The sequence below is a fragment of the Modestobacter sp. SYSU DS0904 genome (assembly GCF_054051115.1).
In genome coordinates, this window is record NZ_JBJHAQ010000049.1 from 1 (window position 1) to 22,620 (window position 22,620).

Here is a 22,620-nt window from a genome sequence, read left to right on the forward strand (position 1 = left end):
CCCCCCCCCCCCCCCCCCCCCCCCCCCCCCCCCCCCCCCCCCCCCCCCCCCCCCCCCCCCCCCCCCCCCCCCCCCCCCCCCCCCCCCCCCCCCCCCCCCCCCCCCCCCCCCCGGGCAGCCGCTGCTGGACTCAGGCGCGCGGCGTCAGGACGCGACGGTCCCGCCGAGCTTCGTGGTGATGGTGGTGAAGAGGGTGTTCAGCTGACCGCCGAGGGCGGTGACCGCGACGATGATCACCACGGCGATCAGGCCGACCATCAGGCCGTACTCGACGGCGGTCGCGCCCCGCTCCTCCTTCTTCAGCCGGTCAGAGGCGGTCACGGCCAGGGCGAACAGGGTGCTGTAGAGCTGGGTCACGGGGTGCTCCTCGGGTCGGGGCCGACGTGGTCCGGGTCGGCTGACCCGTCCGTGCGGCGGCCTGCTCACCATCGGGCCGCAGGACCGGACCAGAGGGGCTCGGCCCCCCGTCCGAGCCATGAGTTCCACCGTCCGAGAACGAAGAGTGCCGGATTGATTACTCACAGTTGTGAGCTGTGTAACAGCCGAGTGTCGGTCACGGGTCGGCGAGCAGCACCGTCAGCAACGCGCCCACCAGCATCGCCGGCCCGAACGGCAGCGCACCGGAACGTCCCACCCGGCGCGTGGTCACCAGCGCCAGGGCGATGAGCGCCTGGAGGGCGAACCCGGCCAGGGCCCCGTACAGCAGGGCTCCCCAACCGACCCATCCCAGGTACAGGCCGAGCAGCCCGGCCAGCTTGACGTCGCCCATGCCCAGACCACCGGGTGAGGCCAGCGCCAGCACCAGATACGCCAGGAACAGGACCGCGGCGCCGCCCAGCGCTCGCAGCAGCGCGGTGCCCTCCCCGCCCGCCAGGGCCGCGGCGGCCAGCAGCCCGATCCCTGCGACCAGAGCGGGCAGGAGCACCCGGTCGGGCAGCACCTGGTGCCGTAGGTCCACCATCACCAGCAACACGCCCACCATCGCCAGCAGCAGGTACGCCGGCAGCTCCGGTCGCGGGCCCATGCGCACGGCGACCAGGACGCAGAGCGCCGCCGTGCCGAACTCCACGACCGGGGGCCGCACCGCCCGACCGCCCGCAGCGAGGAGCGGGTACGGACCTGCGCCGGCCGGCCACGGCCAGCAGCCCGCCAGCCGGTTGGCCGCGTTCCCCGCCAGGCCGCCGGCCAGGCAGGCCAGGCCGGCCGCGGTCACGGCCGCCGTGGACACCGGACACCGGACCTGGGCACGGCGGCCACCGTGGCACATCGCCGTCCCGCTGTCCGGCCCCTGATCGGTGGGGTCACCCTCTCCTCACCCCGGCCCCGGGTCGCCGGTCACCGCGATCAGCTGGGCGCGGGTGACCTGCCGAGCAGCCGCTCGATGATCCGCCGGTCCCCCGGCCAGGCGTCCAGCAGGACGTCGCGGGGGACCCGGCGGGCGGCGTAGCGCAACGCCAGGGCGACCACGACGACGTCGTCGAGCGGGCCGATCACCGGCAGGAACTCCGGGATCAGGTCGACCGGGGAGAGCACCCACAACCCGGCGACGACGAGCGCCACCCGGGCCCGGCGGGGCACCTCGGGGTGCCGGCGCAGCGCACGGACGGTGGTGACGCAGGCGGGCAGGAAGCGCGCGAGCTCCCGGGCGGTGCCCGGCGGCAGCCGACGCGCGAGGACCACGAGCGTCGCCCAGCTCAGCAGCACGACGGCCAGGCCGGTGCCCAGCGCCGTCCACCACCCGTCCACGGCCCCCATCGTGGCCTCCCCGGTCGCCCGGCGACAGCACCGGCACACATGACGCTCTCGTGGAGATCGACGTCCCGGCGTTCGGCTGCCGTCGGCGTGGCAACTCCCCCGGTGACCCGAACCCGAGATCGGAAGGCTCTCCGGCACCATGCGCCATCTCCTCGCAGGGGCCTGCGCGACCCTCCTCCTCGCCGGCTGCGGCTCACCTGCCGCCGAGGACCCGCAGGCCGAGCCCTCGACCGGCGCCAGCAGCCCGACGGGCACCACGAGCCCGACCGGGACGACGAGCCCGACCGGCACGACGAGCCCGGCCACCACCGGTGCCCCGCTGCCCGGGGAGGACCCGGCCGATCCGGCTCTGGAGCCCGTCGCGGTCCCGGACACCAGTGACTCCGCGGCGGACGGCGACGGCCCGCCGGTGGCCCTGGTCGACGTGCGGCTCGGTGCCCACGAGGCCTTCGACCGGATCGTCTTCGAGCTGGCCGGCGACGGGCTGGCCGGCTGGGAGGTCGGGTACACCGACGCCCCCCGGTCGCAGGGGTCGGGCCAGCAGATCGAGGTCCCGGGCGAGGCCGCGCTGGGGATCACCCTGACCAACGTCGCGCTGCCCGGTGACGCACCGGCCGGGGTCCAACCGTGGGACGGGCCGGAGCGGCTGCGCATCCCCGGCACGGGCATCCTGGACACGCTGGTCCGGGACACCGTCCTGGGCGGGCGGGCCACCTTCTTCGCCGGACTGGACGAGCGGCGGCCGTTCGCGGTCGGCCTCCTGGCCGAGCCGCAGCGGATCGTGGTGGACGTCGTCGCGGAGCGCCGATCGGGCACCGTGCCGCTGAGCCAGCGGTGCGAGAGCCCGGCCGGCTTCGCGGTGAGCTACCCCGAGGACTGGGCGGTCAACTCCGGGGAGACGGTGCCGCCGTGCACCCGCTTCGCTCCCGACCCGTTCACGGTGCCCCCGGGAACGGATGCCCGCGTGGGCGCGATCACCGCGTCGGTCGAGCCGGTGGGCGTGGACCGGATCGCCGCCCCCGACCCGGAGCGCGACCTGCAGCGCAGCGAGACGACCGTCGACGGTCGCCCCGCGGTGCGGGTGGAGCGCGAGAGCCGCGGGCGCGGCCTCTGGCCGGAGGGCACCCGCTCGACGAGCTACGTGATCGGCCTGCCCCCCGGCGACGACGGGCCGCGCACGCTGGTGGTCGACACCGTCGGACTGCCGCAGTTCGACTACGCCCGCAACGTCGGCGTGCTGGACCGGATGGCCGAGACCCTGGAGATCACCGCGGGCCGCTGACGTCGCGGGCCACCCGAAGGGGTGAGTCGCCCGGCCGGCCGCTCAACCGCGCGACCGCAACGCCCGATGCCCCAGGTGTGCCCGACCGCCCGGCCGGGGCACCTCTTGGACGGGGTCGGCCGGCGGTCGGGCACTCACCTCTCGCGCTGCCGCGGGCGCGCGAACGGCCGACGACGGGGCCCGTGGGCACCGTGGGGCACGCGGGATCGGTCGCTCACGACACGACGCCCGACGCGCACGGAACCGGTGGACGATCGCCCTACCGTCCGTCCATGCGCGAGAACCGCCCTTCCCCGGCTGCCTCCTCGACCGCCCGCCTGCACCAGCTGCGGCTGATCGCCGCGGCCCGGGTCAGCGCCTGCGGCCCGGCCACCCACCAGCAGGTCACCGACATCGTGCGGGTCACCGTGGACGACGAGGTGGACACCACCACGTTCCGGGCGATCGTCGCCGACGTCGCCCCCGACCTGGACTGAGCCCGGCGGGGGCGGCGAGAGGCGACGGACGAGTCGGCCTGTACGCCGGGTTCTGTCCCCGGGGGCCTCGCGGCACCCCGTTGGGCGGTCATCCATCTGGGCCTGCCGTTGCCGGCAGGCTCGAGCGGTCCACCCGCAGGCTCGGGCGGGCAGCCCTCGATCGCCTGCGCAGGACGGCGGCGGGCCGCCGTCCCTCTCGACCTTGCTCCGGGTGGGGTTTACCGAGCCACACCGGTCACCCGGTGTGCGGTGGTCTCTTACACCGCCGTTTCACCCTTACCAGCGGCAAGCCGCTGGCGGTCTGTTCTCTGTGGCACTGTCCCGCGGGTCACCCCGGGTCGCTGTTAACGACCACCCTGCCCTGTGGAGCCCGGACGTTCCTCGGCGGCGGGGTCTCCCCCACCGACGCGACCGCCCAGCCGACTCGTCCGTCGTGCCGACCAGCTTACCCGCGGTTCAGCCCCAGTAGAGCCGGAAGCCGACCCTGCGCTCGCCGTCCTCGGTGAGCGTCGACATGTCGACCTGCCGGCGGGCCTGCTCCTCGACCGGGTCGTCGGAGAGCGCCGCCAGGTAGCGGCGGTGCTCGGTGAGCGAGGCGACGGCGGGCTCGACCCCGGCGGTGACGTCGACGACGTGCGGCGGCGGGTACCCGACCGCGTGCACCGCGACGTACTGCACGCCCGACCACGGCGTCTCGGGGAGATCGGCGAAGATCCACTCGTTGGCGGCGTCGGCGACCGCGTCGAGCACCGAGCGGGTCAACGCCCGGTGGTCGGCGGAGTTCAGCGCGCCCGGCGTCACCTCCGGCGGGGTCCAGGTGTCCCCGCCGTGCATGGTCACCACCAGGTCCGGCCGGTGCCGGCGGATCGCCGCGGCGAGGTCCCGGCGCAGCTGCAGGTCGGCCACCAGCACGCCGTCGGCGTGGTCGAGGAACTCCACCTCGGCGACCCCGACCACCGCCGCGGACCGCCGCTCCTCCTCCTCGCGCAGCGGCCCGGCCTCCGCGGGCGCGAGCCCGGCGATGCCCGCCTCGCCACGGGTGGCCAGCAGGTAGTGGACCTCCTTGCCCGCGGCGGTCCAGACCGCCACCGCGGCGGCGGGGCCGTACTCGATGTCGTCGGGGTGGGCGGCGACGACGAGCGCGCGCTGCCAGTCGTCGGGGAAGGGGGCGGCCATGCCGGTGAGTCTGCCCCCGGTCGGTGCTGCGTGGGTCGGTGCTGTGTGGGTCGGTGCTGCGTGGGTCAGCGCTGGGCAGCGGGCTCGGGACGCTCGGCCGGCCGCGGCCCGGCACTCGGCGCGGCGGCCCGGACCAGCAGCAGCACCAGCACGCCGCCGATCAGCCCGGCCGCACCGCAGGCGAGGAAGACGTCCCGCAGCCCGGCGGCGTACGCCGTCCCCAGCAGGTCGGCGAGGTCGGCCCGGGCGCCCGCCGGGGCGCTGCCGACCAGCTCGCCGGCCTGCCCGGCGCTGAGCGCGGAGGCGGTGCCGGCCGGGTCGGGGACGCCGGCCGCGCGCAGCTGCGCGGTCGCCCGCGCCGCGAAGACGCTGCCCAGCAGCGCGACGCCGAGCGCGAACCCCAGCTGTCGTGAGGTGTTGACCGCCCCGGAGGCCATCCCGCTGCGCTCCCGCGGTACGGCGGCCAGCGCGGCCGAGGCCAGCGTCGGGTTGGCCATGCCCACCCCAGCCCCCAGGACGGCGAGCCCGGCGACCAGCACCCGCCAGGTCGAGTCGCCGTCGACCATCGCCATCAGCAGCGACCCGGCACCGACGAGCAGCAGGCCGCCACCGAGGACCCAGCGCGGCGGCCGGGTCTGCAGGTGGCGGCCGGCCCCGGCAGCCACCCCGAAGCTGAGTGCGGAGAGCGGGATGAACACGAACCCCGCCTGCAGCGGGGACAGGCCGCCGATCGACTGCAGCCACAGCGAGGTGAACACGAGCGCGGCGAACGCGGCGCCGTTGAGCACCATCGCGCCGATCATGATGCCGGTGAAGGACCGCGACCGGAACAGCCGGACGTCGAGCATCGGGGCCGGACGGCGCAGCTCCAGCACCACCCAGGCGGCCACCACGAGCAGGCCGGCCACGATCGGCCCCCAGGAGGCCGGCTCGCCCCAGCCCTCGGCCGCCGCCCGGACCAGCCCGAAGACGACACCGGCGGCGCCCAGGGTGAACAGCGCGATGCCCGGGACGTCCGGGCGGGGGGCGCCGGGCTGGCGGGCCTCCCGCACGGCGGTGAGGGTCAGCCACACCGCGAGCACGCAGACCGGCAGGTTGACGTAGAAGATCCACCGCCACGACAGCTCGGTCAGCGCACCACCGAGGATCGGGCCGAGCGCCGCGGAGGCACCGACCACCGCACCCCAGATGCCGAACGCGGTGCCGCGGTCGCCGCCCTCGTAGCTGGTGTTGATCAGCGCGATCGTGGTGGCGAACATGATCGCGCCGCCGATGCCCTGCACGCCGCGGGCGACGAGCAGCAGGCCGGCGTCCGGCGCCAGTCCGCAGGCCAGCGAGGCGACCGCGAAGACCACCAGCCCGATCAGGTACAGGCGCCGGCGGCCGAAGACGTCCGCGAGGGAGCCGGCGCCCAGCACGAGCGCGGCCAGCGCGAGGGCGTAGACGTCGACGACCCACTGCAGCTGGCTGAAGGAGGTGTCCAGATCGGTCGCCATCGCGGGGAGGGCGACGTTCACGATCGTGACGTCGACCAGGAGCATGAAGGTGCCGGTGCAGATCGCCACCAGCGGGAGCCACTTGCGCATGGCGCCCACTCTGCGGGACCCCTTCCCGTTGTGCCCCATCGACCCCGGTCGACCTGGCGTCCCCCGCGGCCGCTGACGCCCGGGTTGGGCTCAGCGCCCCCGGGCCACCCGCAACGCCACCTGCAGCATCGGCACCTGGAACGGGATCCGGGCCACCGCGACCGCCAGCTTCGCCGGCCGGCGGCGGAACACGCGCAGCGTCTGCGCGTGCGCCGGCAGGACGCCGATCAGCACCGCCACCGCCGCCCACCCGCCGGCCCGCCGCGTGACCGGCGCCGCAAGCAGCGCCGCGGTGGCCAGCTCGGCCACCCCGCTGCCGATCACCCACGGCCGGGCCGGGCCCAGCTCGGGCGGGATCATCCAGTCGTAGACCTGCGGCCGCACCAGGTGGACCACCCCGGATCCGGTCATCCCGGCCGCCATCGCCACCGCACGTGTCCGCTCCCGCATGGGGCGACAGTAGGCTCGCCGCTCGTGTCCGCCGTCGATCTCCTCATCGCCGCCGGGGTCGCCCTCCTCGCCGGTGGCGTCAACTCCATCGCCGGCGGCGGATCGCTGATCCTCTTCCCGGTCCTGGTCGCGCTCGGCCTGGGCACCGTCGCGGCCAACGTCACCAACTCGATCGCCCAGTGGCCCGGCTACATCGGCGGGGTGCTCGGTTTCCGCGACCAGTACAGCGGCCAGCGGGCCCGGATCATCCGGTTCTCGGTGGTCGCGGTGCTGGGCGGCACGGCCGGGTCGGTGCTGCTGCTGACCACGCCGTCCGAGGCCTTCGACACCGTCGTGCCGTTGCTGGTGCTGCTCGCCAGCATCCTGCTGGCCTTCCAGACGATGATCACCAAGCGGCTCAAGCGGCAGGGGGACGGCATCGCCGGCGCCGACCCGGCCTGGCTGTACGTGACGCTGTTCCTGGCCACCCTCTACGGCGGCTACTTCGGCGGCGCGCTGGGCGTGATCCTGGTCGGCGTCCTCGGCCTGGGACTGGGTCGGCTCAAGCTGGCCAACGCGATGAAGAGCGCGATCGCGCTGGTCACCGCGTCGGTGACCGTCGTCGTCTTCGGCATCTGGGGCCCGGTGGAGTGGGCCTACGTCGCCGTCTGCGCGCCGGCCGCCCTGCTCGGCGGGTTCCTCGGCGCGAAGGTGGCGACCCGCATCCCGACCACGCCGCTGCGGGTGCTCATCGTGGTCTTCGGGGTCAGCGTGTCGATCTACCTGTTCCTGCGGGGCTGAGCCTGGCCCCCGTGCAGGGTCCCGCCGCGAGCTCGCGAGCCGTGGGGGGCACGGGGGTCCTTGTTCATTCCCCGCCGCGGCCGGGCTCGCCGATGGCGACCATCGCCTCGACCGCGCGGCGGGCCCGGGCGGCGACGTCGGGGTCGACGTCGACGGCACCCTCCCCGGTGCGCAGCGTGGCCAGCAGCTTGGCCGGCGTGATCATCTTCATGTAGCGGCAGGACGCCCGCTCGTTCATCGGGATGAACTCGGTGCCACTGTTCACCGCCCGCAGCTGGTGCAGGATCCCCAGCTCGGTGGCGACCAGCACCTGCGGCGCCCGAGTGGCGACGGCGGCCTCTACCATGCCGCCGGTGGACAGCACGCGGGTGCGGTCGGCGGGCAGGTCGCCGTTGCTCACCAGGTCCAGCACGGAGGTCGTGCAGCCGCACTCGGGGTGCACCAGCACCTCGGCAGCGGGGTGGGCGGCGATCTGCGCACGGACGTCGCTCGGGCTGATCCCGGCGTGCACGTGGCACTCCCCCGCCCAGATGCGGATGTTGTCCCGCCCGGTGACCCGCTTGACGTGCGCGCCGAGGAACTGGTCGGGGCAGAAGAGGATCTCGGTCTCGGCCGGGATCGACCGGACGACGTCGGCGGCGTTGGAGCTGGTGCAGCAGATGTCGGTCTCGGCCTTCACCGCCGCGGTGGTGTTCACGTAACTGACGACGACGGCGCCCGGGTGCTCGGCCTTCCACTCGCGCAGTTGCGCGGCGGTGATCGAGTCGGCCAGCGAGCAGCCGGCCGCGTGGTCGGGCAGCAGCACGGTCTTCTCGGGCGAGAGGATCTTCGCGGTCTCGGCCATGAAGTGCACGCCGCAGAAGACGATCTCCCGGGCATCGGTCTCCGCCGCGACCCGGGACAGGTACAGCGAGTCGCCGGTGAAGTGGGCGACGTCCTGGATCTCGGGCACCTGGTAGTTGTGCGCCAGCACCACGGCACCGCGCTCGTCGGCCAGCCGGCGGACCTCGGCGGCCCACGCCTCGTACTCGGCGGGGCTCATGGTGCGGTCGCCGGTCAGGGCCGGACGGCCGGGGGTGGTGGTACGGCCAGGGGTGGTCAGGGTCACGCGGACTCCAGTGTCGTGCGGGCTCTCGCTACCGGACTGTGCAACGGAACGGTCGTGCCCGGGCTTCCCGGATCAGCTCAGGTGGCTGGTGTCGTTGACCAGCCGCACCGACGCCCGGCCGTCGGAGGACCAGGTGACCGTGGACAGCGACGCCGCCTCCAGGAACACCCGGTGCACGATCTCGTCACCCACCCCGAGCCCGGCGGCGAGCAGCAGCTTGATCGGGGTGACGTGGCTGACCAGCAGCACCGTCTTCCCGGCGTGCCGCTCCAGGATGCGGGCGCGGGCGCGGGCCACCCGGGCGGAGACGTCGGCGACCGACTCCCCACCGGGCGGGCGGACGTCGGTGGTGCCCGACCAGCGCCGGAAGGCCAGCGGGCTCGTGGCCCGCGCCTCGTCGGCGGTCAGCCCCTCCCAGGCACCGAAGTCGAGCTCGCGCAGGTCGGTGTCGACCTCCACCGGCACGCCGAGCACCGCGGCGGCGGCCTCGGCGGTCTGCCGGGTGCGCTGCAGCGGCGAGCTGACGATGACGTCGATGCCCCGGCCGGCCAGGTGCCGGGCCGCGGCCTCGGCGTCGGCCCGGCCGAGCTGGGACAACGGCAGGTCGCTGCTGCCGCTGTAACGACGCTCCGGGGTGTGCTCGGTGCGCCCGTGCCGCAGCAGGTGGGTCACGGTGACGACGACCGGTGCGGGCTCCGCGGCCGGCTGCACGTCGTCCTCCACCACCACCGGCTCGGTGGCCAGGTCGCGGCGCACCGGCTTGCCGTCCATCGCGCTGTTGGCCAGGGCGTCGGCGGCGCCGTTCTGCGCGCGGGGCACCCAGGTGTAGCGGACCGAGCCCAGCTGGCGGGCGATGTCCCGGGCCTGGACGGCGAGCTTCTGCATGTCCGGGTGCTTGATCTTCCAGCGCCCCGACATCTGCTCGACGACCAGCTTGGAGTCCATCCGGACCTCCACGCTCGCCGTCGGGTCGAGGTCGAGGACGGCCTGCAGCCCGGCGACCAGGCCGCCGTACTCGGCCACGTTGTTGGTGGCGCGCCCGACCGACTCGGCCCGCTCGGCGAGCAGCCGCCCGGTCTCCGCGTCGCGGACCAGCGCGCCGTAGCCGGCCGGCCCCGGGTTGCCCCGCGACCCGCCGTCCGCCTCGATGATGAGCCGCCTGCTCACAGCCCGGACTCGGCGGTGCGGACCAGCACGCGGCCGCAGTTCTCGCAGCGGATGACGGAGTGCGGGTCGGCCTTGCGGTACCCGGCGAGCTCGGCACCGTAGAACTCGATCCGGCAGCCCTGGCAGCGACGGGCCTTGAGCTCCGCGGCTCCGGTGCCGCCGGTCTGCCCGGCAACCCGGTCGTAGAGCTTGAGCAGGTCGGCCGGGACGGTCGCGGCGATCTCCGCGCGCTTGGCGGTGTGCTGCTGCTCGCCCTCGGTGATGGCGGCCAGCGCGGCGTCCCGCTGCTGCTCGGCGCGCTCCTGGTCGGCCCGGGCGGTGGCCTCGGCGGTCTGCGCGGTGGCCAGCGCGCTGTCGGCGGCCTCGCGGCGCTCCATCAGCTCGAGCACCTGGTCCTCCAGGTCGCCCTGCCGGCGTTGCAGCGACTCCAGCTCGTGCTGCAGGCCGGTGATCTCCTTGGGCGTGGCACCCCCGGAGTCGATCCGCTGCTGGTCGCGGTCGGCCCGCTGGCGGACGGTGTCGACGTCGCCCTCCAACCGCTTCTGCTCGCGGTCGAGGTCACGGACCTGCGTCTCGGCGCGGACGGCGTCGTCGGCCGCGGCCCGCTGCGCCTCCCGCGCGGCCTCGACGGCGGCGAGCTCGGGAAGGGTCCGCCGGCGGTGGGCCAGTTGCGCGAGGGCGACGTCCTCCGCGGCGAGGGCCAGCAGCTTCTGCTGGTCGAAGTGGTCAGCCTGCACGTCGCCAACCTACCCGCGCCGCCCCGACGGCCGGGACGGCGCGGGGTCACCGGTGCGGGGCGGTCAGCCGCCCGACGGGGCGCTGGGCACCTGCCAGGTCCACGGGTCGGTGCGCAGATCGGAGACCGCGACCTGCACCCGGCCACCCAGGTCGCGGTTCAGCAGGTCGCCCGCCGTCGGCAGCCACGGCCACTCCGAGGCGTAGTGCGCGACGTCGATCAACGCCGGGCCGGGGGTCTCCAGGGCCTCGGACACGGCGTGGTGCTTCAGGTCGCTGGTCAGGAAGACGTCCGCACCGGCGGCGGTCGCCGCGCCGAGCAGCGACCCGCCGCTCCCGCCGCACACCGCGACGGTGCGCACCGCCCGGTCGGGGTCGCCCGCGATCCGGACACCCCCCGGGGTGGCCGGCAGCGTGCGGGCCACCCGCTCGGCGAACTCGCGCAGCGTCGTCGGCTCGGCGAGCTCGCCGACCCGGCCGAGCCCCGCCCGCGAGGGCGTCGCCGAGTTCTCGAAGAAGGCGTAGCCCGGGTCCTCGTAGGGGTGCCACTCCTGGAGCGCACGGAGGACAGCGGCCCGCCGGTCCCGCGGGACCACCATCTCCAGGCGCGCCTCGGCGACCCGCTCGAGCCGGCCCTCGGAACCGATCGCCGGGTGCGCGTCGCCGCCGGGGATGAAGGAGCCGGTGCCGGTGGTCTGCCAGACGCAGCGGGTGTAGTCGCCGATCACCCCGGCGCCGGCCGCGGACAGCGCGTCGGCCAGCCGGTCGGCGCCGGCCACCGGGACGAAGGCGACCAGGGTGTCGGACCGGGGCGCCCCCACCGGGTCCAGCGGGAGCGTCCCGGTCAGCCCCAGCACCGCGGCCAGGGCGTCGTTGACCCCGTGGTCGGCGGCCCGGTCGGCGTTGGTGTGCGCGGCGAACAGGCCGATGCCGGCGCGGACGAGCCGGTGCACCAGCCGGCCCTTGGGGTCGTCGGCCGGGACGCCGTGCACCGGCGTGAGCAGCAGCGGGTGGTGGGTGACGACCAGGTCGGCGCCGGTGGCGATCGCCTCGTCGACCACGGCCGCGGTCGGGTCGACGGCGAACAGCACCGAGCGGACGGTCTCCGCGGGATCACCGCAGACCAGGCCGACGGCGTCCCAGTTCTCGGCCAGCGCCGGGTCGTAGCGGGCCTCGAGCGCCCCGACCACCTCGGCCAGCGGCGCGCCGGGCAGGGGCAGCTGCCGGACCGTCGTCGTCTCGTCGTCCCCCACCGGCAGCACCACGGTCTCGGACTGTAGGTCAGCGGTCGCGCGCCGGCCTGTTGTGTACGACGCATCGAGGGCGCGAGGGCCCTCCGGGGCGGTGGTCATCACCTGGTGTTCGTGCGCCGGGCCCGGTCCGGATGCACCGGGAGCGGGCCGGGCCGCGCGTGAGCCGCGCTCATCGGCGGAGCAGGACGGGGCCGGCCCCGATCGGCGTGCGGAACAGGACGTAGGGGTACCGGCGCAGGTCGTTACCGCCGCTGTAACGGGACTGGCGGTGCAGCTGGTTGGCGGTGACGTACAGGTGCCCGTCGGTGGCCACCGACAGGGTGTCCGGCCAGAGCAGCCGCGGGTCGTGCACCACGGTCTCCATCGCACCGTCGGGCCGGCGGCGCAGGATCGCGTTCTGCTCACCGGCGGTGGCGTAGAGGTTGCCCGCGTCGTCGGTCTCCAGGCCGTCGCCGGCGCACCCCTTGTCGCCCTCGTCCACGACGGTGGCGGCCACCGCGGCGTCGTCCTGCCCGCGATCGACCAGCGCGTCGGTGGCGACGCTGTACCAGTGCCGCGAGGCGAGCGGGCAGTACCAGAGCCGGGCGCCGTCGGCGGAGATGGCGATGCCGTCGGCGCCCATGGCCACCGGCTGCGGCTCCGCGGCCGGCTCGGGCTGCTCCAGGAACGGCCGGCCCTCGACCATCAGCAGCAGCTCCGGCGGGGTGACCGCCTTGGTCGAGGGGTGGTCGCGCAGCCGCCGCCAGGCCTCCCCGGTGGCCAGGTCGACCACGATGATCGCGTTCTCGCCGGAGTCGGCCGAGTCGGTGATGTAGGCGGTGCCCGCCTCGCCGCGGCGCAGGTCGAAGCGGACGTCGTTGAGGTAGGTGGTCTCCAGCGCCACCTCGCGCGGGAGGACGATCGTCTGCACCACGGTGTCGGTGGCGAGGTCGACGCAGACCAGCTTGGGCCCGCCGACCCGGGTGGGCTGGAACAGCGGCGAGCCGGTGTCCAGCACCCACAGCCGGTCGGCGGGGTCGACGACGATGCTCTGCACGCTGACGAATGCCTCGCGGTCGTCGTCGCCGCGGGGGTCGTTCCACGCCTGGTCGGGGAAGGGCACGACCTGCCCGTCGCGGATCTCGGCCACCGTGGCCGGCACCTCGTCGCCCCACTTCGGGAAGTTCACGAACACCCGGCCGGTGTGCGACACCGAGACCCCGGTCGGCATCGGCCCGTCGGTGAACTCGTGCACCACCTCGAGCTCGCCGAGCGGGCGATCGGCCGGCAGGTCCCCGACGGTGCTGGTCTCGGTCATGTACCTGTTGTGCCCCGCCCACCGCCGGCTGCAACGTCAGGTGACCGGCTGCACCATCGCGACCCGGAGCCCGTGCCGGTCCAGCCCGAGCCCTGTGTCGGCCCCGTCGCAGGGGCCCGCCGCGAGCTCGCGAGCGGTGGGGGGCGACGGGGTCCTTCGTGGGACGTCGGCGGCGGCCTCGACCGCGGGGAGCTGCTCGAGGTCGGCCGGCCCGGCGAACCGCACCGGGTGTCCCCCTGTCGACATGTCGCCACGGTGGCACATCGACGGGGGCCGATCTGATCGTCAGGTCAGCAGCGGGGCGGCGTCCTCGTCGGCGGTGAAGGCGGCCCACAGCGCGGCGTAGGGGCCACCGGCGGCCAGCAGCTCGGCGTGCGGGCCGACCTCGACGATCCGCCCGCCGTCGAGCACCGCGACCCGGTCGGCGCGAGCCGCCGTCGTCAGCCGGTGCGCCACGACCAGCGTCGTCCGCCGGCGAGCCACGGCGTCGGCCGCCCGGGTGACCGCCGCCTCGGTGGCCAGGTCCAGCGAGGCGGTCGCCTCGTCGAACAGCAGGATGTCGGGGTGGACCAGCTCCGCCCGCGCCAGCGCGAGCAGCTGGCGCTGCCCGGCCGACAGCGACCGGCCGCGCTCCCCCACCCGGGTGCGGTAGCCCTGCGGCAGCGCGGCGACCACCTCGTGCGCACCGACCGCGCGGGCCGCGGCCTCCACCTCCGCGTCGGTGGCCTCCGGTCGCCCGTAGGCGATCGCGTCACGCACCGTGCCGGCGAACAGGTACGCCTCCTGCGGCACGACGCCCAGCCGCGCGCGGTACTGCAGCAGGTCCAGCGAGCGCAGGTCGGCACCGTCCACGCACACCGCGCCGGACGTCGGGTCGTAGAACCGCGCGACCAGCTTGACCACCGTCGACTTCCCCGCCCCGGTCTCCCCGACCAGCGCGACGGTCTCCCCCGGCGCCACGGTCAGCGAGACCCCGCGCAGCGCGGGGGCGGGCGCCCCGCGGTAGGCGAAGGTGACGTCGGCCAGCCGCACCTCCCCGCGCAGCCGGCCGACCGGGCGCGGGTCGGCCGCCGCCGGGGTGGACGTCGGGGTGCGCAGCAGGTCGCGCAGCCGCCGCAGCCCGACCGAGGCCTGCTGGTAGCTGTCGAACACCTGCGAGAGCGACTGCACCGGGGAGAAGAACGTGTTCACGTACAGGATGAAGGCGATCAGCACGCCGGGGGTGATGCTGCCCGCCGTCAGCCGGGCCGCGCCCACCGCGAGCACCGCGGCCGCGGCCACCTCGGAGAGGAACTCGACGAACGGGAAGTAGGTGGCGATGTAGCGCTGCGCCCGCAACCGGACGTCGCGGTACTCCCGCGCCCGCTCCCGGAACACCGCCGTCGAACGCTCCTCGCGGGCGAACACCTGGGTGACCCGCAGCCCCGCGACGTCCTCCTGCAGCCGGGCGTTGACCGCGCTGACCCGCTCGCGGGCCTCGGTGTACGCGGGCACCGAGCGGGACCGGAACCACACCGTGGCGACCACCAGCACCGGCAGCGACGCCACCAGCACCAGCGCCAGCTCGACGTCGAACCAGAACAGCGCGACGAGCACCCCGACCAGGGTGAGGGCGCTGATCACCGCGGTGGTCAGGCCGTTCTGCAGGAACGCCGACAGCGCGTCGACGTCGGTGGTCATCCGGGTCATGATCCGGCCGCCGAGCTCGCGCTCGTAGTAGTCCAGCCCGAGCCGCTGCAGCTGGGCGAAGGTCTTCACCCGCAGCGTGTAGAGCAGCCGCTCACCGGTGCGGCCGGTCAGCCAGGCGGCGCCGCGGGCCGCGACGACGTCGGCCAGCACGATGACCAGCGCGATGCCGGCGATGCCGAGCAGCAGCGACAGCGACCCGGCGGTGATCCCGTCGTCGACGCCCTCCCGCACCAGGGCCGGGACGGCGAGCTGGGCGGCGGTGTCCATCGCGACCAGCACCAGCGCGCCGGCGAGCGCCCAGCGGAAGGGCCGCAGCAGGCCGCGGAGGGTGAAGTCCGGATCGGCCGCCCGGGCCCGCTCGGGCGGGACCTCGGGCTCGTCGCTGCTCGGCGGCAGCCGGCGCACCAGCTCCTTGAGCGCGGGGGTCGGCGCCGCGGCCGCCATCGCCGAACCCCGCCCGCCGATCGAGCCGGCCGCGCCGCGCAGCGGACCGTCGTCCTCGGCGGTCGGCGGCGCCTCGGGCCAGGCCGCCGGGGTGACCCCGGTCGCCGGCGGCGCCGAGGGCACCGGGAGGTCCTCGGCCGCCCCGGACAGCAGCGCGCGGAACAGCGGCGAGCTCTCCTCCAGCTCCGCCACCGTGCCGACGTCGACCACCCGGCCCGCGTCGAGCACGGCGACCCGGTCGGCCAGCGCCAGCGTGGAGCGGCGGTGCGCCACCAGCAGCGTCGTCCGGCCCTGCACCGCCGTCCGCAGGGCCGCGTGGATCCGCGCCTCCACCGCTGCGTCGACCGCCGAGGTGGCGTCGTCGAGCACCAGCACCCGCGGATCGGGCAGCAGCGCCCGGGCCAGCGCGACCCGCTGCCGCTGCCCACCGGACAGGGTGAGCCCCTGCTCGCCGACGACGGTCTCGTAGCCGTGCGGCAGCGCCGCGATGAAGCCGTCGGCCTGGGCGGCCCGGGCGGCGGCGCGCACCTCCTCGTCGGTCGCGTCCGGCCGGCCGAACGCGATGTTGGCCCGCACCGTGTCGGAGAACAGGAAGCTGTCCTCGAAGACGACGCCCAGCGCCGCCCGCAGCGCGCCGGTGTCCAGCTCCCGGACGTCGACCCCACCCACCCGGACCGCACCCGCGGTGGCGTCGTAGAAGCGCGGCAGCAGGCTGACCACGCTCGACTTCCCCGACCCGGAGCTGCCGACCAGGGCGAGGGTCTCCCCCGGCTCGATCCGCAGCGACACCCCGGCGAGCACCGGCCGGTCGGCGTCGTGGCCGAAGGTGACGTCGTCCAGCTCGACGGTCAGCGGGCCCGCCGGCAGCGGCGCCGACCCGCTGACCATCGTCGGGTGGGCGTCGATGACCTCCAGCACCCGCTCGACCCCGGCCCGGGCCTGCTGGCCGATGGTCAGCACCGCCGCCAGCTGCCGCACCGGGGAGACCAGCACGGCCAGGTAGGTGACGAAGGCCAGGAAGGTGCCCAGGGTGATCGACCCACGCAGCGCCAGCCAGCCGCCCAGCGCCAGCACCCCGACCTGCCCGAGCGCCGGCACCGCCTGCAGCAGCGGGTTGTAGCGCGCGGTGAAGCGCACCACCCGCATCCGCGCGCCGAACAGCGTCCGCGCACCGTCGTCGACCCGGTCCAGCTCGCGGTCCTCCTGGCCGAACCCCTTGACCACCCGGACGCCGGAGACGGCGGCCTCCACGTCGCCGGCCAGCACCCCGGCCTGCTGCTGGGCCGCCCAGTTGGCCGGGAACAGGTCGCGCCGCGAGCGCAGCGCCAGCCACCACAACGCCGGCCCGACGGCGAGCGCGACCACGGTGAGCAGCGGGGAGAGCCAGGCCATCACGCCGAGGGAGACGACGAACAACAGCGCGTTGCCGGTGAGGTTGGGCAGGAACGCCAGCAGCCCCTGGACCAGGGTGATGTCGCTGATCGAGCGGCTCACCGCCTGCCCGGTCTGCAACCGGTCCTGCCCCGGGCCGTCGAGCCGGGCCAGCGCGGTGTGCACGTCGTTGCGCAGGTCCACCTGCACGTCCAGCGAGAGCCGGCCGGCGAGGTAGCGGCGGACGAACCCGGCGGCGAAGCGGAGCACCCCGGCCAGCACCAGCGCGACGACGAACGGGGTGACGTCCACGCCGCCCCCGCCGTCGGCGCCGGCGACCACCCGGTCGACGACCTCCCGGGTCAGCAGCGGCACCAGCGCGGCGATCACCGAGCCGGCCAGCGCCGCGGCGAAGGCGCCGAACAGGTCGCGGCGGTGGCGCAGGCAGTAGCCGGTCAGCCGGCGCAGCCAGCCGCCGCGCGGGATCTGCCCCCCGCTGGTGCCGGTGGATCGCGTCACTGGGCGGATCCGGGGCGCGGCACGGCGTCCAGTGTGCGACGCCGTGCCGTGGCGCGCCGCGCACGGGTGGCAGGGTTGGGTCGTGGCGGACAGGGGCTTGCGGGCGCCGGCGTGGCTCGAGGAGCTGGTGCACACCAACCACCCCTCGGTGCCGTGGCGCGACGTCGTCCGCTTCGGGCTCGTCGTGCCCGCCCCGCTCGCCGTCGCGCTGGCCGTCGGGGGGACGTCCGGGAGCGCCCTGGGCGCCGGCGCCTTCGGCACCATGGGGGCGCTGGCGGCCACCCTCGCCCCACAGCAGGGGCCGCTGCGGATCCGGCTGCGCCGGGTCGCCGCGGCGTCCCTGCTCGGCGGGCTCGGCCTGGTGGTGGGGCAGGCGCTCACCGGCGGCGGCTGGGTGCCGGTGCTGCTGCTCGCCGCGGTCTCGGCGTTCGCGGCGCTGATCAGCGCGGTCAGTGCGCCGCTGTCGCTGGGCGCGCTGCAGCTGCTCATCTACACCGCCATCTCGTCCGGCCTGAGCACGCCGCTGCCGGCCGCCGCGGAGGTCGGCTGGTTCCTGGCCGGCGCCACCGTGGCCACCCTGGCCGTGCTGCTGCAGGCGCGCACCGAGCCGGTCGACCCCGACCGGTCCGCCGTGGGCACGGTCTTCACCCGGGTGGCCGAGCTGCTGGAGTCGGTCGGCACCGAGCGGTCCGAGGAGGCCCGCCGAGACCTGACCCTGGCGCTCAACACCGGCTACGACCGGGTGATCCACGCCCGCAGCCGCTCGGCCGGGCGCAGCGCGGAGCTCGGTGAGCTGGCCGGCGTGCTCAACTCGGCCGCGCCGCTGGTCGAGGCGGCGGTCGCCAGCGCCCGCACCGGGGTCACCGCCGACTCCCGGGACATCGGCGCGGCCCACGCCCTGGCCACCGCGATCACCGACCGCCGTCCCCTGGCCGGGGAGCGGCCGCCGCCGGTGGAGGACGGGCCGGCCCAGCGGCGCGCGGTCCGGCACGGCATCCGGCTGGTGTGGAACGTGGTGGGCGACCCGGAGGAGCGCGCCTCGGCCGCCGTCCCCCGCCCGCAGGTCGACCGCCGGGCCCGCGCCCGCGACCTGGTCGACCGCACGGTCGGCAACGCCGACTCCCGCGCGTTCGTCGTCCGGCTCACCCTCTGCATGACCGTCGCCGAGATCGCCCGTCAGACCCTGCCGGTCGAGCGCCCCTACTGGGTGCTGCTGACCGTGGCGATCGTGCTCAAGCCCGACTACGGCTCGGTGTTCACCCGGGCCGTGCACCGCGGCGCCGGCACCCTGCTGGGCGTCCTGATCGGCTCGCTGCTGCTGACCTTCGTGTCCCGGGACGCCTGGATCCTGCTGCCGATGGCCCTTTCCGCGGCGGCGCTGCCCTGGGCGCGCAGCGGCAGCTTCGGCCTGTTCTCGGTCTTCCAGACCCCGCTGATCATCCTGCTGCTGGACCTGGCCACGCCGATGGGCGCCGGGCTGGTCGGCGCCCGGCTGGTCGACACCCTCATCGGCTGCGGGATCGTGCTGGTCTTCGGCTACCTGCTGTGGCCGCAGACCTGGCGGGCACCGCTGGACGACGCGCTCCGCACCGCGATCCTGGCGCTGGAGCGGTTCGTCGACGCGGCGTTCACCGGCAGCCCGGAGGCCACCCGCCGCGCCCGCCGGGCCAGCTACCGGGCGCTGGCCGAGCTGCAGACCCAGCTGCAACGGCGGCTGGCCGAGCCGCCGCCGGTCAGCACCCGGGCGGCCGCCTGGTACCCGGTGATCGTGCAGCTGGAGCGGACCTCCGACGCCGTCACCGAGGCGGTGATCGAGCTGCGCGCCGGCGAGCCGGTGCCCGAGCCCGCGCAGGTCGCCGTGCTGTGCAAGGCGATCCGGGAGCTCGAGCAGGACCTCCGCGCGCACCGCCTCCCCGACGACGCCGAGGTGCACGCCGAGGGCGTGCTGGCGCCCGTCGCACGCGAGGTCGACGCCGCCCGCCGGCTGGTGCGGGAGACCACGCCGGGCCGGTGGACCGGGGTCCGCGGCGCCGACGACTGAGCCGGGTCAGCGCGGCGCGGGGATCGCCGTCCGGGCCAGCAGCGCCTCGGCCGCGGCGGCCGGCAGCGGGCGGTGCAGCAGGAAGCCCTGCGCGTGGTCGCAGCCCTCGGCCCGCAGCCGGTCCAGCTGCGCGGGCTCCTCCACGCCCTCGGCGACCACGACCAGCCCGAAGGTGTGCGCCGCGCGGATCATCAGCGCGACCAGCTCGGCGGAACCGGGGTCGGTCGAGGCGACGAAGCTGCGGTCGATCTTGAGGGTGTCCACCGGCATGTGCCGCAGCTGCCCGATGGAGGTGTAGCCGGTGCCGAAGTCGTCGATGGCGATCGCGGTGCCCATCGCCCGCAGCGCCACCAGGTGGTCGATGGCCACCGGGTCGTCGACCAGCACGGTCTCGGTCACCTCGAGCCCCAGCAGGCGCGCCGGCAGGCCCGATGCGGCCAGCGCGTCGGCGACGTCGGTGACGACCTGCCGGTCGGCCAGGTGCCGGCCGGAGACGTTCACCGCCACCGTCGGCTCCGGGTGCCCCGGGGGCAGCGGCACGCTGCGCCGCCACGCGGCCAGCTGGCGGGTCGCCTCGTGCAGCACCCAGCGGTCCAGGTCGCAGATCAGCCGGGACCCCTCGGCGGCCGGGACGAAGACGTCCGGGGCCACCATGCCGACCCCGGGCCGGTCCCAGCGCAGCAGCGCCTCGAAGCCGGTGAGCTGCCCGGTCCGGACGTCGACCACCGGCTGGTAGTGCAGCTGCATCTCCCCGGCGTCCAGGCCCGCGGCCACCGCGGCCTCCAGCTCGGCCCGCTCGGCGAGCTGCCCACGCAGCGTCTCGTCGAACACCTCGGCCCGCCCGCGCCCGTGGCGCTTGGCGCGGTAGGTGGCCGCATCGGCCTCGGCGAAGAGCACGTCGGCATCGGTGACGGCGTCCCGGCTGACCGCGACGCCGACGCTGGCGCCGACCCGCAGCTGGTGGCCGTCGGTGGTGATCGGCTCGCCCACCACCGCGATCAGCCGTTCGGCGAGCTCCAGCAGGTCGCGTTCGGTCTCCACCGGCTCGACCAGGACGACGAACTCGTCGCCACCGAGCCGGCAGACGACGTCCCCCGAGCGCACTGCCGCCTCCAGCCGGCCCGCGACGGCGCGCAGGACCTCGTCACCGCAGGCGTGCCCGTGGGTGTCGTTGACCGCCTTGAAGCCGTCGAGGTCGACGAACAGCAGCCCCGTCATCGCCCCGGAGCGGCGGGCGCGGGACAGCGCCGACGCGGTCAGCTGCATCGCCTGGGCGCGGTTGGGCAGCTCGGTGAGCGGGTCGTGCGCGGCGCGGTGGGCCAGCGCAGACTGCAGCTCCTCGCGCTGCCGCACCGAGCTGACGATCTGGCGGACCGAGGCGTGCACCACCTCGCCCAGCGGGCCGGGGAGCGGCTCGGCGAGCACCGCGTTGTCCAGGTCGCCCCGGGCGACGGCGCGAGCCTGTTCCTGCACGCGCCGCAGGCTGGCCACCGCGGACGCCAGCGCCGTGGAGACGGTGCGCACCTCCCGCGGGCCGGCGACCTCCACCTCCACCAGGGCGCCGTCGCTGACGTGCCCGGCCTGCCCGGCGAGCACCCGCAGCGAGCGGGCCACCGCCCGGCCGACGACCACCACGCTGAGCAGCGAGAAGAGCACCACGAACAGGCCGCCCACCAGCGTGCGGTTGCGCCGGTCCACGGCCTGGTCCCGGTCCGCTGCGGCGGAGGCCCGGGCGGCGTCGGCCGCGGTGTGCACCAGCCCGCTGAGCAGGCCGTCGCGTTGGCTGCTCTGGCTCAGCAGGGTGACCATCCGGGCGAGGTCGACCGCGGGCGGCCGCCCGCCCGCGGGAGCGGGGCCGAGGAGGCGGTCCAGCGTCGCCGTCACCTCCGCGCGCCGCACCTCCTGCCAGGCCGCCTGCAGAGCGGGCTGGGACAGGCCCGCCATCTGCTCGAGCGCGTCGTGGTAGGCCAGCCAGCCGGTCTCCCAGGCCAGCTGCGAGCCGATCAACGTGCCGCTCTCACCGAAGACGGCGCCCAGGTACAGCGGGGTCTGCCGGCTGGCGGTGGTGGCCAGCTGGGCCACCACCTGGACGTCGTGGATGGCCTGGTGGGTGCGGGCCGGCAGGCCCTCCGTGCTGGCCGCGGCGGCAACCGAGCGCTGGGCCTGCACCAGGTCGTTGGAGATCGCGAGGTAGCCCAGGTAGATGCCCTCGACGGAGACGGTGAACGCGTCGGCCCGCTGGCGCAGCGTGGTCAGATGGGCGCGCACCCGCACCGCCGCCCCGGAGCCGTAGCGACCCCGCGCGGTCTCCGCGAGGGCCTGGTCGGTCGTCTCCCGGGCCGTGCGCAGGGTCTCCAGCGCCATGGCGCGCTGCTGGGCCAGCAGAGCGGCGGACAGGCCGAGTTCGGTGGCGGTGCCGGGCCGGTCGATGACGGCCAGCGCCAGGGTCGGCAGGATCTCCTGCTCCACGCTGCTGCGCGCGGTGTCCAGGTGCGCGAGCGCGCCGACCGCCGCCTCTGCGCGGGCGGCGCTGGCCGCCTCGCTGATGCTCTTCCGGGTCGTCGCCGCGGTCAGGACGGCGACCCCGACCAGCGGGACCGCGACCAGTGCCGTCAGGTGCACCCACAGCGGGACGCCGCGGCCCGGACCCCACCGCGGGCGTCGCGTCGTCCACCGTCTGCGCTGCACGACAGTGCCATCGGCTGTGTCGGGCGTCGCGTTGAGCCGGGCCACCCCACGGGGTGACGAACCGGTCCCGGGAAGCTGGTGGGCGCGGCAGGGATCGAACCTGCGACCGCTCGCTTGTAAGGCGAGAGCTCTCCCGCTGAGCTACGCGCCCGTGCGGCCAGGGTAGGTGCCCACCCCGGCCGCCGGGATCAGGTGAGCCGGGCGACCGCGTCCTTCCAGCCCGCCTGCGCCCGCGGGTCACCGGGCTGGTTGACCTCGGTGAAGGCGACCGCGCCGTCGGCGTCGACCAGGAAGGTGCCGCGCAGCGCCATGCCGGCCCGCTCGTTGAACACCCCGTAGGCCTGCGCGGTCGCGCCGTGCGGCCAGAAGTCCGACAGCAGCGGGAACGGCAGAGCTTCCTTCTCCCGGAAGGCCTTGAGGCTGAACACCGGGTCGGTGGAGATCGCCACGACCTGCACCCCGGCTCCGGTGTAGGTGGCCAGGTCGTCGCGCAGGCCGCAGAGCTCGCCGGTGCAGATGCCGGAGAAGGCGAACGGGTAGAAGACCACCAGCACCGGGGCGCCGCGCAGCCCGGTCAGCGAGACCGGCTGCTTGTCCTGGTCGGGCAGGCTGAACTCGGGCGCGACGTCACCGACGGAGAGGCTCATGCCGTCGATCGTGCCCCACCGGGTGACGCGCTGGAACGGCCCCCTCGCAGGGTCCCGCCGTCGGCCCCGTCCAGAGGCTCGTCCCGAGCTCGGTGACGTGCTGGAACGGCCCCCTCGCAGGGTCCCGCCGTCGGCCCCGTCCAGAGGCTCGTCCCG

The 22,620-nt window shown here is 75.6% G+C and carries 19 protein-coding genes, 1 tRNA gene and 1 other RNA gene; 4 read left to right on the forward strand and 17 right to left on the reverse strand.

What is annotated here, in order from left to right; genetic code table 11:
- Nucleotides 1-144: 144 nt before the first annotated feature.
- The 3 genes from ACI79U_RS19815 to ACI79U_RS19825 form a co-directional block, all read right to left on the reverse strand.
- Nucleotides 145-357 (reverse strand): Flp family type IVb pilin, encoded by a 213-nt coding sequence (locus tag ACI79U_RS19815; RefSeq protein WP_457071168.1) that lies wholly within the window; start codon nt 355-357, stop codon nt 145-147.
- A gap of 196 nt (nt 358-553) precedes the next feature.
- Nucleotides 554-1,228 carry a prepilin peptidase gene (locus tag ACI79U_RS19820; protein ID WP_457071170.1) on the reverse strand — a complete coding sequence of 225 codons (675 nt, stop codon included), beginning with the start codon at nt 1,226-1,228 and terminating at the stop codon, nt 554-556.
- 116 nt (nt 1,229-1,344) lie between these two features.
- The gene (locus ACI79U_RS19825; RefSeq protein WP_457071172.1) at nt 1,345-1,755 is read right to left on the reverse strand and encodes a YkvA family protein; all 411 of its coding nucleotides are present in this window, start codon (nt 1,753-1,755) and stop codon (nt 1,345-1,347) included.
- Between the two features lie 139 nt (nt 1,756-1,894).
- On the opposite strand from ACI79U_RS19825, the gene ACI79U_RS19830 reads away from it, so the two are divergent.
- Nucleotides 1,895-3,037, forward strand: coding sequence for an AMIN-like domain-containing (lipo)protein (locus tag ACI79U_RS19830; RefSeq protein ID WP_457071174.1), 1,143 nt, complete (start codon nt 1,895-1,897; stop codon nt 3,035-3,037).
- A 272-nt stretch (nt 3,038-3,309) separates the two neighbouring features.
- Nucleotides 3,310-3,513, forward strand: coding sequence for a hypothetical protein (locus tag ACI79U_RS19835; protein ID WP_457071176.1), 204 nt, complete (start codon nt 3,310-3,312; stop codon nt 3,511-3,513).
- A gap of 25 nt (nt 3,514-3,538) precedes the next feature.
- On the opposite strand, the gene rnpB is transcribed toward ACI79U_RS19835, so the two are convergent.
- The 4 genes from rnpB to ACI79U_RS19855 form a co-directional block, all read right to left on the reverse strand.
- Nucleotides 3,539-3,940, reverse strand: an RNA gene (gene rnpB, locus ACI79U_RS19840) — RNase P RNA component class A.
- 29 nt (nt 3,941-3,969) lie between these two features.
- A complete protein-coding gene (locus tag ACI79U_RS19845) occupies nt 3,970-4,689 on the reverse strand; it encodes a PIG-L deacetylase family protein (RefSeq protein WP_457071178.1) in 720 nt (239 codons plus the stop codon).
- A gap of 65 nt (nt 4,690-4,754) precedes the next feature.
- Nucleotides 4,755-6,275 carry an MFS transporter gene (locus ACI79U_RS19850; RefSeq protein ID WP_457071180.1) on the reverse strand — a complete coding sequence of 507 codons (1,521 nt, stop codon included), beginning with the start codon at nt 6,273-6,275 and terminating at the stop codon, nt 4,755-4,757.
- A 90-nt stretch (nt 6,276-6,365) separates the two neighbouring features.
- Complete coding sequence (locus tag ACI79U_RS19855; RefSeq protein ID WP_457071182.1) at nt 6,366-6,725, reverse strand: DoxX family protein; 360 nt, start codon at nt 6,723-6,725, stop codon at nt 6,366-6,368.
- Nucleotides 6,726-6,749: 24 nt separating this feature from the next.
- Here ACI79U_RS19855 and ACI79U_RS19860 point away from each other — a divergent pair, with 24 nt between their 5' ends.
- Nucleotides 6,750-7,505, forward strand: a complete 756-nt coding sequence (locus ACI79U_RS19860; RefSeq protein ID WP_457071184.1) for a sulfite exporter TauE/SafE family protein — start codon at nt 6,750-6,752, stop codon at nt 7,503-7,505.
- A 64-nt stretch (nt 7,506-7,569) separates the two neighbouring features.
- On the opposite strand, the gene nadA is transcribed toward ACI79U_RS19860, so the two are convergent.
- From nadA to ACI79U_RS19895, 7 genes are all read right to left on the reverse strand, one after another.
- A complete protein-coding gene (nadA, locus tag ACI79U_RS19865; RefSeq protein WP_457071187.1) occupies nt 7,570-8,613 on the reverse strand; it encodes a quinolinate synthase NadA in 1,044 nt (347 codons plus the stop codon).
- Nucleotides 8,614-8,685: 72 nt separating this feature from the next.
- A complete protein-coding gene (locus ACI79U_RS19870; RefSeq protein WP_457071189.1) occupies nt 8,686-9,780 on the reverse strand; it encodes a bifunctional RNase H/acid phosphatase in 1,095 nt (364 codons plus the stop codon).
- Entirely contained in the window at nt 9,777-10,517 is a 741-nt protein-coding gene (locus tag ACI79U_RS19875; RefSeq protein WP_457071191.1) for a zinc ribbon domain-containing protein, read from the reverse strand. Before ACI79U_RS19875 ends, ACI79U_RS19870 begins: the two co-directional genes overlap by 4 nt.
- 63 nt (nt 10,518-10,580) lie before the next feature.
- Nucleotides 10,581-11,780, reverse strand: a complete 1,200-nt coding sequence (locus ACI79U_RS19880) for a Nif3-like dinuclear metal center hexameric protein (RefSeq protein ID WP_457071193.1) — start codon at nt 11,778-11,780, stop codon at nt 10,581-10,583.
- A gap of 157 nt (nt 11,781-11,937) precedes the next feature.
- Nucleotides 11,938-13,065 (reverse strand): L-dopachrome tautomerase-related protein, encoded by a 1,128-nt coding sequence (locus ACI79U_RS19885; protein ID WP_457071195.1) that lies wholly within the window; start codon nt 13,063-13,065, stop codon nt 11,938-11,940.
- A gap of 36 nt (nt 13,066-13,101) precedes the next feature.
- Nucleotides 13,102-13,311, reverse strand: a complete 210-nt coding sequence (locus tag ACI79U_RS19890) for a hypothetical protein (protein ID WP_457071197.1) — start codon at nt 13,309-13,311, stop codon at nt 13,102-13,104.
- A 39-nt stretch (nt 13,312-13,350) separates the two neighbouring features.
- Entirely contained in the window at nt 13,351-17,088 is a 3,738-nt protein-coding gene (locus tag ACI79U_RS19895) for an ABC transporter ATP-binding protein (RefSeq protein ID WP_457071200.1), read from the reverse strand.
- Between the two features lie 82 nt (nt 17,089-17,170).
- On the opposite strand from ACI79U_RS19895, the gene ACI79U_RS19900 reads away from it, so the two are divergent.
- Nucleotides 17,171-19,129 carry an FUSC family protein gene (locus ACI79U_RS19900; RefSeq protein WP_457071202.1) on the forward strand — a complete coding sequence of 653 codons (1,959 nt, stop codon included), beginning with the start codon at nt 17,171-17,173 and terminating at the stop codon, nt 19,127-19,129.
- A gap of 6 nt (nt 19,130-19,135) precedes the next feature.
- Here the strand turns inward: ACI79U_RS19900 and ACI79U_RS19905 are convergent, their stop codons facing one another.
- The 3 genes from ACI79U_RS19905 to ACI79U_RS19915 all read right to left on the reverse strand — a co-directional run bounded on the left by ACI79U_RS19905 (nt 19,136) and on the right by ACI79U_RS19915 (nt 22,464).
- Nucleotides 19,136-21,751 (reverse strand): EAL domain-containing protein, encoded by a 2,616-nt coding sequence (locus ACI79U_RS19905; RefSeq protein WP_457071204.1) that lies wholly within the window; start codon nt 21,749-21,751, stop codon nt 19,136-19,138.
- 142 nt (nt 21,752-21,893) lie between these two features.
- Nucleotides 21,894-21,968: transfer RNA gene (locus ACI79U_RS19910), tRNA-Val, on the reverse strand.
- 37 nt (nt 21,969-22,005) lie between these two features.
- Nucleotides 22,006-22,464, reverse strand: a complete 459-nt coding sequence (locus ACI79U_RS19915) for a peroxiredoxin (protein WP_457071206.1) — start codon at nt 22,462-22,464, stop codon at nt 22,006-22,008.
- Nucleotides 22,465-22,620: the final 156 nt, after the last annotated feature.